The sequence below is a fragment of the Chryseobacterium sp. DT-167 genome (genome assembly GCF_058310155.1).
This window is the reverse complement of sequence record NZ_JBZEEQ010000002.1, coordinates 403,792-418,375: the sequence shown is the minus strand read 5'-3', so window position 1 is coordinate 418,375 and position 14,584 is coordinate 403,792. Positions and strand designations below refer to the sequence as shown.

12 protein-coding genes are annotated in these 14,584 nt (G+C 36.6%); 11 read left to right on the top strand and 1 reads right to left on the bottom strand.

The window, feature by feature from the left end:
- Nucleotides 1-65: 65 nt before the first annotated feature.
- Complete coding sequence (locus AC4FQ5_RS04510; protein WP_491141300.1) at nt 66-1,007, top strand: choice-of-anchor J domain-containing protein; 942 nt, start codon at nt 66-68, stop codon at nt 1,005-1,007.
- 78 nt (nt 1,008-1,085) lie between these two features.
- Nucleotides 1,086-2,360, top strand: coding sequence for a DUF6080 domain-containing protein (locus tag AC4FQ5_RS04505; RefSeq protein ID WP_491141299.1), 1,275 nt, complete (start codon nt 1,086-1,088; stop codon nt 2,358-2,360).
- 52 nt (nt 2,361-2,412) lie between these two features.
- Here AC4FQ5_RS04505 and AC4FQ5_RS04500 read toward each other — a convergent pair whose 3' ends face one another.
- Nucleotides 2,413-2,943, bottom strand: coding sequence for an SPOR domain-containing protein (locus tag AC4FQ5_RS04500; protein WP_491141298.1), 531 nt, complete (start codon nt 2,941-2,943; stop codon nt 2,413-2,415).
- 183 nt (nt 2,944-3,126) lie between these two features.
- Between AC4FQ5_RS04500 and AC4FQ5_RS04495 the strand changes: the two genes are divergently transcribed.
- The 9 genes from AC4FQ5_RS04495 (at nt 3,127) to AC4FQ5_RS04455 (ending at nt 14,438) form a co-directional block, all read left to right on the top strand.
- Complete coding sequence (locus tag AC4FQ5_RS04495) at nt 3,127-4,482, top strand: c-type cytochrome (protein WP_491141297.1); 1,356 nt, start codon at nt 3,127-3,129, stop codon at nt 4,480-4,482.
- Nucleotides 4,483-4,505: 23 nt separating this feature from the next.
- Entirely contained in the window at nt 4,506-7,550 is a 3,045-nt protein-coding gene (locus tag AC4FQ5_RS04490) for a TAT-variant-translocated molybdopterin oxidoreductase (RefSeq protein ID WP_491141296.1), read from the top strand.
- A 25-nt stretch (nt 7,551-7,575) separates the two neighbouring features.
- The gene (gene nrfD, locus AC4FQ5_RS04485) at nt 7,576-8,973 is read left to right on the top strand and encodes an NrfD/PsrC family molybdoenzyme membrane anchor subunit (RefSeq protein WP_491141295.1); all 1,398 of its coding nucleotides are present in this window, start codon (nt 7,576-7,578) and stop codon (nt 8,971-8,973) included.
- Nucleotides 8,960-9,481 (top strand): DUF3341 domain-containing protein, encoded by a 522-nt coding sequence (locus tag AC4FQ5_RS04480; RefSeq protein WP_491141294.1) that lies wholly within the window; start codon nt 8,960-8,962, stop codon nt 9,479-9,481. The genes nrfD and AC4FQ5_RS04480 overlap by 14 nt, the downstream gene beginning before the upstream one ends.
- Entirely contained in the window at nt 9,474-10,160 is a 687-nt protein-coding gene (locus tag AC4FQ5_RS04475; RefSeq protein ID WP_491141293.1) for a c-type cytochrome, read from the top strand. The genes AC4FQ5_RS04480 and AC4FQ5_RS04475 overlap by 8 nt, the downstream gene beginning before the upstream one ends.
- 8 nt (nt 10,161-10,168) lie before the next feature.
- Nucleotides 10,169-11,500: a quinol:cytochrome C oxidoreductase gene (locus AC4FQ5_RS04470; RefSeq protein WP_491141292.1), complete on the top strand. Its 1,332-nt coding sequence runs from the start codon at nt 10,169-10,171 to the stop codon at nt 11,498-11,500.
- Nucleotides 11,501-11,632: 132 nt separating this feature from the next.
- Complete coding sequence (locus AC4FQ5_RS04465; RefSeq protein ID WP_491141291.1) at nt 11,633-12,649, top strand: hypothetical protein; 1,017 nt, start codon at nt 11,633-11,635, stop codon at nt 12,647-12,649.
- A 52-nt stretch (nt 12,650-12,701) separates the two neighbouring features.
- A complete protein-coding gene (locus AC4FQ5_RS04460) occupies nt 12,702-13,898 on the top strand; it encodes a hypothetical protein (RefSeq protein ID WP_491141290.1) in 1,197 nt (398 codons plus the stop codon).
- Nucleotides 13,899-13,901: 3 nt separating this feature from the next.
- Nucleotides 13,902-14,438 (top strand): adenine phosphoribosyltransferase, encoded by a 537-nt coding sequence (locus tag AC4FQ5_RS04455; protein ID WP_491141289.1) that lies wholly within the window; start codon nt 13,902-13,904, stop codon nt 14,436-14,438.
- The last annotated feature ends 146 nt before the right edge of the window (nt 14,439-14,584 follow it).

Sequence of the window (14,584 nt, the reverse complement as noted above, 5' to 3'; positions counted from 1 at the left end):
AAAAATTTAACATAACTACACTATAATCAACAGATTTTTATTACTAATTTTATAAAAATTTTTTTATGAAAAAACTTCTACTTTCTGCACTTACACTAACAATGAGTGTATCTGCATATTCTCAAACTTTATTGGATGAAAGCTTTGAATCTTACACAAATTTTGCAATCACCGGTTTTGGAAGTTGGCAAACTTTAGATCTTGATTTACTAGGCACATATACTGGAGGAGGACCTGTAATTGGTGGTTCTACTACATGGACAGCATCATGGGCAAACGCAAGTGCTCCAATGGCTTTTCAGATATTCAATCTTTCAGCTAGTAATGCTACAAATAATGCTACTGCTGTAACTGGTGTTGACGAAGAAGTAAGAAACTTTTCAGCTCATACAGGACAAAAGGCAGCAGTATCTTGGGCAGGAGTTCCAGCAGCTGGAGTAACCTCGAACAATGATTGGTTAATTTCTCCTGCTATTACTTTAGGGGCAAGTAATAATGTTTTAACATTATGGGTAAAAGCGTTATCTCCTGCGTATGTTGAAAGTTATAAAATTGGTGTGTATGTTGGTAGTGGTACTCCAACAAGTGCTGCGAATTTCACAATTATCTCCGGTACATCAGCCTTAACAGCTCCTTTTACTTGGCAACAAGTTACCCAATCTTTAAATGCATATTCAGGACAGACCATAAGAATCGGTATTCAGTATATGTCTTCCGATAAATATATGTTTATGGTAGATGATATCAAAGTTACTACAGGAACACTGGCAACTGATGAAGTTTCAAAATCAAAAACAAGCATTTTCCCTAACCCAACAAAAGGAGAAATCAACATCAAAACTGACAAAAAGATAAAATCTTCTACAGTATTTGATCTTTCTGGAAAGGTATTATTGCAATCAAACTCTGAGAAAGTAAATATCAGTTCTTTCACAAAAGGAACTTACCTATTAAAAGTTGAATTTGCTGACGGAAGCACAAAAACTGAAAAGGTAATTAAAGATTAATTTTAATTATTTTACCAATACATAAAAACTCACCCTCATCGGTGAGTTTTTTATTTATTTTTGCAGAAATTTAAATCGGTGTCTATAAAATCAAAATTTATTTATTTTTTCAAGATTATTTTTCCTTCATCTTTTGCAGAGTTAGGAATTTTCATCTTTTTCCTTACGGTTTACGGAATTTTAGGGTCTTATATTGCAATCAATTACAGGATTATTTTCGATAGCAGAATTCCTTGGGATGCATATTTCAGTTTCGATAACAAAGCCATTGTGATGACGGGCGGAAGCTTCGAAAGACATCCACTCTCATATTATTTTTTTAACTGGATGCGGGATTCTATTTTACTTTTTACAAACGGAAAAACGGATCTTAATTTTAGATTGATTTTAGCTTGGCTGAGCAATTTCATCATTAGTTTAAGTCTCGTTCAGGTTTATAAATATTTAAAAAACATCATCAGACTTCCATTCATTTTAAGTCTCCTAATTGTTTTCTTTTTCAGTTTATTTTCAACGAATATTTTACTTTCCTTTACCCCTGAAACATATACCTACACTTTGTTTCTTTTAATTTTATTTAATTATTACACGGCAATAAAATTTCAAAAAGACGGAAAAATTGCAGGTTTTGCATTGGTTCTTGCAGGCGTGACCATCGGTGGGTTGACCGTGACAAATATTGTAAAAGTTTTCATTCCGGTTGCTTTCGAAAAAGGAGTATTTAAAAGCTGGAAAAAGTTTGGAAATGCAGCTTTCAGGGTTATCATTTCTATCGGAGTTTTTGTTCTCTTATATTTAAATAGAATTGATTTTAAGTATCAAAATATCCTTTCAAAATCCGGCGAACAGTATGAAAAGTTCTCAAACGTGAAATCAACTCCTATTTGGGACATGATTTATTCATATTTTTTTGGCGGAAACATTCTTTTTCCAAGTTTTTTTATCCGTGAAAAACACAATATGAAAGGTTTTTACTACAAAGCCATCTTCATGGAGACCTACTCTACCGCATTCGCATACGTTTTCATCGGAGTGATTTTAGGATTTGTTTTATGGAGCTATATTAAGAATTTTAAAAATAAATTGGTTCAGATTCTTATGCTTTCGTTTTTGGTAGACATTATCATTCATTGCATCTTTAGATTCGGACTTCACACTTCTTACATCTATGGTGGACACTATGTTTTTATCTATCCTTTACTTTTAGGTTGGTTATTTTTCGCTTACAGCAATTCACCGAAAATACTTTCATTTCTCACCACGACAACAGGCATTTTGACTGTTTATTTACTTCTCAACAATTATCATAGAATGATTGACTTTTTTGAATTTTTAAATCTTTATTACAGATAAAAAAGGGCTGAAAAAATAAATTTTCAGCCCTTTTTAGTTTATTCTTTAAAATCTATTTTGCTTCTGCACAGAAAATTCTGTACTGTACGGCAACTGCAGATTTGAAATATTCTCTCACTCTTGAAAGGTCCGAAGCGGCACTTTGTTTAGTAAAATAACTGCCTGCAAGAATTTTGTAATTAGGTCTTAGAGAAGCATCTGTTTCTACCTTCAGATTAGGGAATCTCTTTCTGAAATATGCCTTAATTTCGTTGGCTTCATTATTACTCTTTACTGTCGTGATCTGAATTTTATACCCTAAAATTCTCGGGTTCTTTCTGCACACTTCAGCATTCGTCAGTTCTCTGTTTGGTACAAAAATCTTTGCAGGTCTTGTAGGCACATCATCATTGTTGACCGAATTGTTTACTGCAACTCTTGCACATTTTTCTTCAAGACCAGTCATTGCATCGCTCACACGAGAATCCATAGTCATTACCAGCTCTGTTCCTGATAAAGTATCTCTCTTTACAACCTGTTGGGCATCAACATTATAAAAACCAAAGAAAGAAAGCATCGAAAATATTTTAATGAAATTTCTCATTTAAACTTGTTTCTGCAAATTTAGGATAATTTAAAAATACAGCAACCATAGTTATTTAGAATAATTACAAATTAAACGTTAATGACATTTTCCCCTTTGCATATACCGTTAAATTCCTGTTAAAAATATTATTTTTGCGGGATTGATTACAGTTTCAATATTTACTAACATAAGACAATTTAAATGATTAGTTGGAGAAAGCATTATAAAAAAGGGCTGATTGCGATAGGTTTATTGCTATCAACAAGTGCTTCAATTTACGGGCAAGACGGCGATCCTAAAAATGGTGAGAAACTTTTTAAGGCAAATTGTACAGCATGTCACGCTTTAGACAAACAAGTTGTAGGACCGGCACTGAAAGGTGTGGTAGAAAGGCTAAAGTCTGAGCAGGGACTGGATACAGAATGGCTTCATAAGTGGATTAAAGACAACAAGTCACTCAGAGCATCTGGTGATAAGTACGCCAATGAAGTTTTTGAAAAGTACAACAAGACTGAAATGCAGGTCTTTCCTAATCTTGCAGATAAGGACATTGACGATATTTTAGCGTACACAACTAATCCTCCCGCACCGGAGCCAGTGGCAGATCCGGCTGTACCCGCAGCAGATGCAACTGCAGCAGCACCCGCTGACAAAACAACTACGAATATCGTAATCATTTCGCTTTTAGCAATTGCAGGTTTATTGGTCTGGATTCTGGTAAAACTGAGACAATTGGTAAAACTAGGTCAGTCTGAAGATTTAGCAGGGCTTAATGAAAGCAGAGTAAAATCTTTCAGTGAAATCTATGAAAAATATCATTACATTGGCAAGGGTCTATTGGCGGTTTTAGCTATTTTAGCAACTTATGGTGTATGGAACTGGATCATGTGGATCGGTGTTTACAAAGGATATAAGCCTGAACAACCTATCTATTTCTCTCACAAAATTCACGCTGGAGAAAATAAAATCGACTGTCAATTGTGTCACTCTAGTGCTAAATATGGTAAGGTTTCTGAAATTCCTTCTATGAATGTTTGTATGAATTGTCACAGAACAATTTCTGAGTACAACGGTAAATATATTGAGCCAGGAAAAGACAAAGCATTCTATGACGGAGAGATTCAAAAAATCTATGCCGCTACAGGATGGGATCCTGCAAAACAGCAGTATACAGGTAAAACAACACCTGTTGAATGGACAAGAATCCACAATATGCCGGATTTCGTTTACTTTAACCACTCTCAACACGTAGTAGCAGGTGAACAGGCGATCATCAATTCTTTCAACAAAAAGAATCCTGACAACAAGATTGATGTTGTTTGTAAAGCTTGTCACGGTAAAATTGATACCATGAATGTAGTACAAATGGCAAACGACTTCACGATGGGATGGTGTATAGAGTGTCACAGAACTACTGAAGTTGATATGAACAACGGTTATAATAAAGAATACTTCAAAAATCTACACGAAAAGCTTAAAAAGCAATACCCTCAGGACGGCGGTAAGATTACTGTAGATGCGATTGGAGGTCTTGAGTGTGGTAAATGTCATTATTAATAACTAAAAAATCAGAAGTATAAATGGCTTCAAACAAAATACAATTTAGAAGTATTCACGAACTTAAAGACCCTTCCCTAAATGGTAAGTTGGCTCTTAAAGAGTTCCAAGAAGAAATTCCGGTAGAAGATTTCTTAAGTGACGCTGAAAAAAGTGATGCTAGTACGACAAGAAGAGATTTCTTGAAGTTATTAGGTTTCTCTACCGCAGCAGTTACTTTAGCAGCTTGTGAGGCTCCGGTAATCAAAACAATTCCTTATGTCGTAAAGCCGCATGATATAATTCCGGGAGTTCCCAACTATTATGCATCAACATATTTTGACGGTTTCGATTTCGCAAGTGTTTTAGTGAAAACCAGAGAAGGGAGACCTATTAAAATTGAACCGAATCCGGCAGCTGGAGATCTAGGTAAAACTAACGCAAGAGCTCAGGCAAGTGTACTTTCTCTTTATGATAATGATAAAGTAAAGCAGCCTAAACTTGACGGTAAAGATGAAACTTTCGATAAAGTAGATGATTTTGTAATCAAAGGTTTAGAAGAAGCTAAAGCTTCAGGTAAAAGAATTGTTTTATTATCTCACTCTTTTGCTTCACCTACATTCAAAAAATTATTTGCTGAATTTAAAGCTAAATATCCTACCGCTGAACTGGTAACTTATGATGCAATTCCTTATGCTGCTTCTTTGGATGCTGCACAGGAAGTATTCGGACAGAGAGCTTTGCCTGTTTACGACCTTAAAGGTTCTGAATTGGTGGTTTCTTTCCAGGCAGATTTCTTAGGAGATTACAATGCATCTAGCTTAGAAACTTCTTACGCTGCTGCAAGAAAGCCAGGAGCAAGCATGTTGAGACACATTCAAGTGGAATCAAACATGTCGCTGACTGGTGCTAATGCAGATTCAAGATACAGATTAAAGCCAAGCGCAGTAAACAAAACTTTGGTTGAAGTTTACAACGCGATCGTTGGAGGTGGCTCTTCAGATAAATTAGCTTCTCAGATTGCTAAAGAGCTCTCTGCAAAAGGTAGCAAAGCTGTTGTTTTCGCTGACGGTTCTAAAGGTGCTCAGGTTTTAGCTCACTTAATCAACCAAAAATTAGGTTCAGTAGCTTTCACAGGTAAAGCAAACTTCCTTAAAGAATTCGACAAAGCAAGATTCCAGGAATTTTTAGGATGGGTAAACGGCGGACAAGTTGGCGTATTGATTACCAACAATGTCGACCCTATTTATTCTCATCATAAAGGTCAGGATTTTAAAAAATCTTTGGCTAAAGTTCCTTATGTAATTGCGGTTGCTGATAAGAAAAACGAAATGTATAAGGCAGCGAAAGCTGTAATTCCGGTAGCTAACTGGCTAGAATCTTGGGGTGATATTGAGCCTCAGTCTGGAGTTTATTCATTAATGCAGCCAACAATCCAGAAAATCTACAAATCAAGACAGATTGAAGAATCTCTATTGGTTTGGAAAAATGGAAAGAATAACGCGGCAAACAATTACTACGATTATTTAAAAGCGAGTTCAGCTTCTGTATTGGGAGCAACTTCTTTCAACAAAGCTTTATATAACGGTGTTATCGCTTCTAATAATGCAACAACTCTATCTTATGCTGGCGGAAACGCTGCACAAGCTGTTGCTGAATTAGGAAACTTTAAAGCTTCCGATTTAGAATTAGTTTTATATACAAAGACTTCAATTGGAGACGGAACTCAGGCAAACAACCCTTGGTTGCAGGAATTACCCGATCCTTTGACAAGAATGTCTTGGGATAACTACCTGACAATTTCTCCGAAAGATGCAGAAAGATTAGGGATTGAAAACGATCTTAATGCAAGAATGCAGTTGGATGGTTCTATCGTAAACCTTACTGTAAATGGAGTTACAATAAAAGATGTTCCTGTATTTATTCAGCCGGGACAAGCAGACGGATCAGTAGGTCTTGCGCTTGGTTATGGTAAAAAAGATTCAGGAGCAACGGCAGATACCGGGGTAAATGCTTATCCTCTATTTGATGGTTCTAACCTTGTTATTTCTAATGTTAAAATAGAAAAAACAGGTGAAAGCCACGAATTTGCAGGTATTCAGCTTCAAAACACTCTAATGGGTCGTTATGACATTGCTAAAGAAGTTCCTTTAACGGAATACTTAAATGTAGCATTTGATGACGAACACCACGGATGGAACAAGCCTTTGGAGTATCATACCATCAGCGGTGCACTTCCAGCAGGTAAAATTGACCTTTGGGATGCATTTGATGATACAGACGGTCCTCACTTTAACTTATCAGTTGACTTAAACTCTTGTACTGGTTGTGGAGCATGTATTATTGCTTGTCAGGCAGAAAACAACGTTCCTGTTGTTGGTAAAGAAGAGATCAGAATGTCAAGAGATATGTATTGGTTAAGAATTGACCGTTACTATTCTGCAAAAGAAAAAATCGAAACTAAAGAAGGAGTAGAAAGAGGATTAAACGTTCCTCAGTTGTACGACATCTTGATTGAACCAAATGAAAGTCCCGATGTAATCTTCCAGCCGGTAATGTGTCAGCATTGTAACCACGCTCCATGTGAAACGGTATGTCCGGTAGCGGCTACTTCACACGGTAAGCAAGGTCAGAACCATATGGCTTACAACAGATGTATCGGTACAAGATATTGTGCAAACAACTGTCCGTACAAAGTAAGACGTTTCAACTGGTTTACCTATAATATGAACGATCGTTTTGATTTCAATCAAAATAACGATTTAGGAAGAATGGTACTTAACCCGGATGTTGTTGTAAGAACAAGAGGGGTAATGGAAAAATGTTCATTGTGTATCCAACAGACTCAGGCAACCATCTTAAATGCTAAGAAGGAAAACAGAAAAGTGACCGATAATGAATTTAAAAATTCAGTAGCTTGTGCTTCTGCTTGTTCAACAGGATCACTGACCTTCGGGGATATGAATGACAAAGAATCTGAAGTGAGAAAATTATACTCAAGCAACAGAAGATATCATTTACTTGAAGAGATTGGAACAAAACCAAATGTGTTCTATCACACTAAAGTAAGAAACAGAGTAGAAAATTAAAGTTTAAATAATAAATAGGTAAAAAATGTCAGGACATTACGAAGCTCCGATAAGGGAACCTCTGATTATTGGTCACAAAACTTATCACGATATCACAGAAGATATTGCACGACCTATCGAAGAAAGAGCAGGAAAATTATGGTGGGTATCACTATATGCGGCCTTAGTTCTATTCATCTACGGATTCGGCTGTATCGCCTACACTATCGGGACAGGTATTGGAGCATGGGGGCTTAACAGAACTATTAACTGGGGTTGGGATATTACCAACTTCGTATGGTGGGTAGGTATCGGTCACGCCGGAACTCTTATCTCCGCAGTATTATTATTATTTAGACAGCGATGGAGAATGTCTGTAAACCGTTCTGCGGAAGCGATGACGATCTTCGCAGTTGTACAGGCAGCAATCTTCCCGGTTATCCACATGGGTAGAGTTTGGGTAGGATATTGGGTTTTCCCTCTTCCTAACCAGTTTGGTTCTCTTTGGGGGAACTTCAACTCTCCTCTACTTTGGGACGTATTTGCAATCTCAACGTATTTCTCAGTATCTACAGTATTCTGGTTTATGGGATTAATCCCTGACTTTGCAATGATCAGAGACAGAGCAAAAACTCCTTGGACTAAGAAAATTTATACATTCCTGGCTTTCGGTTGGGGTGGTAAAGCAAAACACTGGCAGAGATTCGAAGAATTATCTTTGGTTCTTGCAGGTTTGGCAACTCCGCTTGTATTCTCGGTACACACCACGGTATCTTTTGACTTCGCAACTTCGGTTATTAAAGGATGGCACTCTACGATCTATCCTCCTTACTTCGTTGCGGGAGCAATCTTCTCAGGATTTGCAATGGTACAGACTCTATTGTTGATCGCAAGAAAAGTTTGCCACTTAGAAGATTACATCACCATGTATCATATCGAAATCATGAACATAGTAATCATCTTAACAGGTGGTATGGTAACAGTAGCTTATGCCACTGAATATTTCATCGGATGGTACTCTGGTTCTCGATATGAAGATTTTACTTATCTTTCTCCGGGTGCAGCAACAGGTCCTTACTGGTGGGCTTTCTGGTCACTGATTATCTGTAACCTTGTTATCCCTGCATTTTTCTGGTTCAAAAGAGTAAGAACTAATATCATAGCAACATTTATTATTGCATTGATCATCAACATCGGGATGTGGTTTGAGCGTTTTGACATCATCGTTATTAACCTTTCAAGAGATTACTTGCCAGGATCTTGGACGATGTTTAAACCAACCATCATCGATGTAGGTGTATACTTAGGAACTATCGGATTCTTCTCTGTATTATTCTTATTATATGCAAGAACATTCCCTGTAATCGCACAGGCCGAATTAAAATCGATTTTGAAAATCTCAGGTGAAACTTATAAAGCAAAAGAAGGAGATGAGCACCACTAAAATTGTATACGGACTTTATGCTGACGACGACGATCTTATGAACGGAGTTAAAGCATTCAATGATAAAGGAATCGCAATCAACGAAGTTTATACTCCATTTCCGGTTCACGGATTAGATAAAGCTTTGGGATTAAAGAAAACAAGAATTTCTGATGCTGCATTTATCTATGCTCTTTACGGAGTAAGTATTGGAGCAACAGTTACATGGTATGTAATGAATCATGACTGGCCTCAGAATATTGGTGGTAAACCAGCTTTTGACTGGGCGCACAATATGCCGGCATTTGTAGTTCCAATGTTTGAATTAATGGTATTCTGTGCTGCACACATGATGTCTTTGACTTTCTTGGTCAGAAACAAAATGTATCCTGGTGCTCCTGCCCAGAACCCAGATCCGAGAACTACAGATGATAAATTCATGATGGAATTTATTACTGAAGATGTAGAATCTGTTAAGCAGCTGCTTGTTGATACGGGAGTTGAAGAAATAACTGTTAAAGATGCTTAAAATGAAAAAGAATGTACTAAAAATTACAGCAGTTTTAGGTTTAGCAGCAGTTTTACTTAATTCTTGCGGACCAAAAGAAAACACACCATTGGTATATTTTCCGGATATGTATTTTCCGGTAGCTTATGATCCATTGATGAAAGCTCAGGATGCATATTCAGATCATGAAAATGAGATCCCTGCATTTGTCAGAAATAATGGTGCTACAGGTCTTGCTCCGGTAGAAGGGTCTGTTGCACAAAATAAAGACGGTGTTTTTGAAGAAAATAAGCTTCCAAAAAATCCGGATGAGTATAACGCAGGGTATGATGCTTCAAAATCATTAACTTCTTCTCCATTAAATCCGGCTAATGCTGCGAAAGATATCGAAAGAGGTAAAATGTTATTCGATCGCACTTGTTCAGCTTGCCACGGAACTGGTGGTGACGGACAAGGACCAATCGTTCAGAGCGGGGCATATTCAGGTGTACCAAATTATGCAGACAGAGAAATCACTGTAGGTTCTGTTCATTATGTATTAACAAACGGTAGAAATGCGATGGGTTCTTATGCAGGACAATTGAACGCTGGAGACAGATGGAGAGTTGCAATGTATGTGATCAACGCTTTCAAAAAAGGCGCACCGGCAGCAGCTTCAGCTACAGCAGCAAAAACAGATTCTACCGCAACTAAAAAATAAGAAAAGAAATGTATAGTTTTTCACCAAAATTAAAATCAACTTCTATAATACTTCTTGTTGTAGGTTTAGTTCTATTTGGAATCGGTTATTTCCTGAATCATGGGTTAACTGCAGAAAAAATAGAGCATATGATGGAGGCAGTTCATTCTTCAGGTCATGATGCACCTACTCACTCTAGTGAGATGATAGGACCTCAGGATCACGCTTCACATCTTGAGCATGCTACAATGCAGGTTCACAATCAGCCTTTGGCAGCAATACATTTTGTAGCTGTATTTTTCTTCGGAGTAAGTTGTGCAGTATTATTTTTCTACTGTATTCAGCACGCAGCACACGCAGGATGGCCAATTATTATTACGAGAGTAATGGAAGCAATTGCTTCTTATATTCCATACGGTGGAGCAATTTTAGTAATATTAATGTTATTGAATATCTTCCACCAAGGTCACCTATTCCACTGGATGGATCCGGATTTGACAGATCCAAACTCTGCACACTTTGATGTGATCTTATTTGAAAAGAAAAGATTCTTAAATATTCCTTTCTATGCAATCAGAACTTTGATCTACGTAATCGGAGCATCATTCTTCGCATGGAAACTGAAAGCACAATCTAAAAAAGTAGATGATACAAAATCTTTGGTTGAGTATCAGTTCCTTTACAGATGGGCAGTAGGATATATCGCATTCTTCGGGTTTGCTTCTGCAGCTTGGGCTTGGGATTGGTTGATGTCTATTGACCCTCACTGGTATTCTACAATGTACATTTGGTATTCTATGGTTAGCTGTCTTTCTAGTGGTATCGCAGTAATTATTTTACTAAGTGTTTACCTTAAGAAAAACGGATTCTTGCCACAGTTCAATGACAATCACTTACATGATTTAGGAGTTTTCCTTTTTGCTACAAGTATGCTTTGGACGTACACATGGTTTGCTCAGTTTATGTTATATTGGTATGCAAACGTACCGGAAGAGGTTAACTATTTCTTTGGAAGATTCCAACATTACGGGGTTACATTCTTACCAATGCTGATCATCAACTTCTTATTACCATTATTGGTACTGGTAAGTTCAAGCATTAAGAGAAATTACAAAGTAGTAACTGTTATGGCAGTAGTTGTAATCTTAGGTCACCTTTTAGACTATTTCAACATGGTAATGCCGGGAACAGTGGGTCCTTTCTGGAACACTCCGGAAGTACTTCTATTGGTATTGGGTGCTGTATTATTTGTAGTAGGATTATTCATCTTCACAGTAATGTCTGCATTATCTAAATTAAAACTTATTCCTACAGGAAACCCTTTCCTTCACGAATCTGAAATTTATGAGTATCCTTTCTAAGGACTTGTAACAAAATAAAAATTTAAAAGACTGATTTATAATAAATCAGTCTTTTTTTTGTCTTCAAGGCAACCTTTTCACAATTAAGTTGTCTTTAAGGTAGATTAGATATTTTAAACTTAAATTATAACCATGAAAAAAACGCAATTACTCTCGCTTCTCTTTGTTTTGTTATTTAACTTTTTTAATGCACAAACCACAACTTTCGTTTCAGAAAAAACAAATCAGCCGCTTCCAAAAGTTTCAGTGTTTGGGAAAGACGGAAGCATTGTTGCCTATTCCGACATCGACGGGAAAATAGACAGAAAATTATTAACCCCATCTCAGGAAAAATTTCAATTGGTTTATGATAACATTTCACTGGGTACTCTTTCTTATTCTGACTTGGATAAAGATGTTGTTAAATTAAATGACAGAGTAAAAGACATTGAAGCCGTTGTCATTAAAAACAGTAAACCTGCAAAGTATGTTTTAGTGAAAGGAAATTTTAATGCCTATGTAACTTTAAATAATAAATTGAACTGCTATGTTGACGGAATTGTAACTTATGTTTTTGACAATAAGACAAAGAAGGCAAAAAGCGCAAACATCGAGCAATACCGTATTTTCAGATTAGAAGGAGCAAAAAATGAAAAAAAAGAAATGGGATCGTGGGATTACAACTCGTTTCTTGATCTTCCAAAATTAAAAAGTGTCGGAAATGTAGAAGAATACAAACAAAAAAACACTAGAGTGAAAGAATTGAAAAGCGCTTCAAAAGATGAAATCGAAATTACAGGAGAAGCACTTCAGGAAAAAGAATTTGCATTTTTTGGCTACCGTTTCTTCGATGTCAGAGGAATCATCAATATCTCTTACGAGAAAGATTCAAAGAAGACTTTGAGAGATTTATTAGAATCAAACGAAATTGCTTTCATTAAATTAAAACATAAAAGCGAACCAGATTATAATCAGGTAATTGTTTATAGAAATTTCTACCCTACCGAATTAGATTTCAGCGACAATAATGATGTTACAAAAGTGAAATACGATAAAGACATTAGTAATTACAAGACAAATTATTGGAAAGAAGCGTCATTTCCGAATATGCAGAGCATCTTCAGTTCGTTTTTCAAAGAAGATTTAAAGGAAAAAGAAAACAAAAAATAATAAATCAGTATTAGTAAAGGTTTTACTAAATTTGCATCAAACCATAAAACAAATGAAAAAGCTAAGTTTTCTACTCATTTTTAGTTTACTTCTTTTTACAGCCTGTAAGAAAGATCATGTGGATGCTACCAGTACTCAGACTTTGCAGACGAGCATCAATGATATGGCTTCAAGTCTTACAACTATCGAGCAGATCAAATTTAATGAAGCCTTATATATTTTAAAAACTTTCGGTGTAGAAGCCGAAGGTGATGTCAATGAGCTGAAAGCTCTCGGTCAGTTGATCAACGGAAAAAAAGTTCCGGAAATCTTATCGATGGCCGATCAGGTTGCACAAAAAAATGGTATTGAATGGGCAAGTACGGCTCCCCCATCATTAGGAGAAATGAACATTTTTGGTGATGAAACTGCAAAAGAAAGCGATCCGAACGATGTACGGGCAAACTCTTTAAGTATTATTACACAACTGTCCGGTGATACAGGCAACGGTGCGACTGCTATGCAGATCATTCCGAGATTGGTTGATAATACCGGAAAGCCTATTGCTTTTACAGGTGCTGGTCTAGAAACCACTTTAGAAGTTTTCAGCAACGGAGTGAAACTTTCAACTGCTAAAAATCTGATGCAGGACAATAATTTCAGAGGATTTAACCTTAAATTCTCTTCTTTATTAGCTTCTAAAATTGTAGATAATAAAATCGACATTACAGTTTCTGTAAAAACGACGGCAAAAACTTTCAAAATGTCAAAAATCGGATTGGATGTAAATCCTTCTGCATTAAGAGTTCCGGAAGTTCCAAAAACAGATTCTACAATGATTGTACAAGATCCGAATGCGGTAATCGATCCTAACAATCCCACAGGAACAACTCCGGGAACCGTTACAGATCCGAACGCACCAACAACTCCGGCTCAACCCAAACAGCCAACAGCTGATCCTAAAAGTACAGTGAGCAAATTTTTAAACAATGTAAGCTCACAAAATTTAAAGGCAGCGTTTGATTCATCAAGCAATCCGAGCTGGGGAAGCTATGAGTCTTTCTCAAACCCAACTTCCGGATTTGGCGCTGTAAAGAATGTTAGCGTTAAAAATATTACAACAAACGCATCAAATCCTAATGCTGCAAGTGTAAATGCAACATACGATGTGACCGATAAGAACGGAAGAACAACATCGCTTAAAGCAACTTTCGGACTGAAAAGCGTCAATGGAGAATGGAAAATTTCAAGCTATAAGATAAATCCATAATCTATGCCTTCACAGGAACTGATCAGAAAACTCAACGAAACCATCGAAAACATAGCTGACTTTCCGATTCCGGGAATTCAGTTTAAAGATATTTCGCCGATTTTCTTAGATCCTAAACTGTATGAAGAGGTGATAGAAGATCTCGTAAAATTCAGCAAAGGAAAAGTAGATGCCGTTTGTGGAATTGAAAGCCGTGGCTATCTTTTCGGGATCGCCATTGCTGCTGCTCTAGAAGTTCCATTTATTTTAATCAGGAAAAAAGGAAAGCTTCCGCCCCCAGTCATTTCAGAAAAATATCATCTGGAGTACGGCAGCGCAGAGATTGAAACCCGTGAAGGTCAAATTAAAAAAGGTCAGAGAATTTTAATTCATGATGATCTTTTGGCAACCGGCGGAACTACGGAAGCAGCAGCAAAACTTGTTGAAAAGCAAGGCGCAAAAGTTGTTCAGTTTAGTTTTTTAATTGGTTTAAAAGATTTGAAAGGCGATGAAAAGCTAAAAAAATTCAATGCAGAAATCTATCATACTTTAGAATATTAAAATTTAAAATTAAGTATCATTTAAAGACTTTGTTTTCTTCGCTGGGTGAAACGCTTTTGCGAACATTAAAACATTTAGTAGTTAAAAAAATCATTGTGAACCTGCGTTAAAATTTGGCAATTTGTAGTCAAAAATTAGTGAGAAAG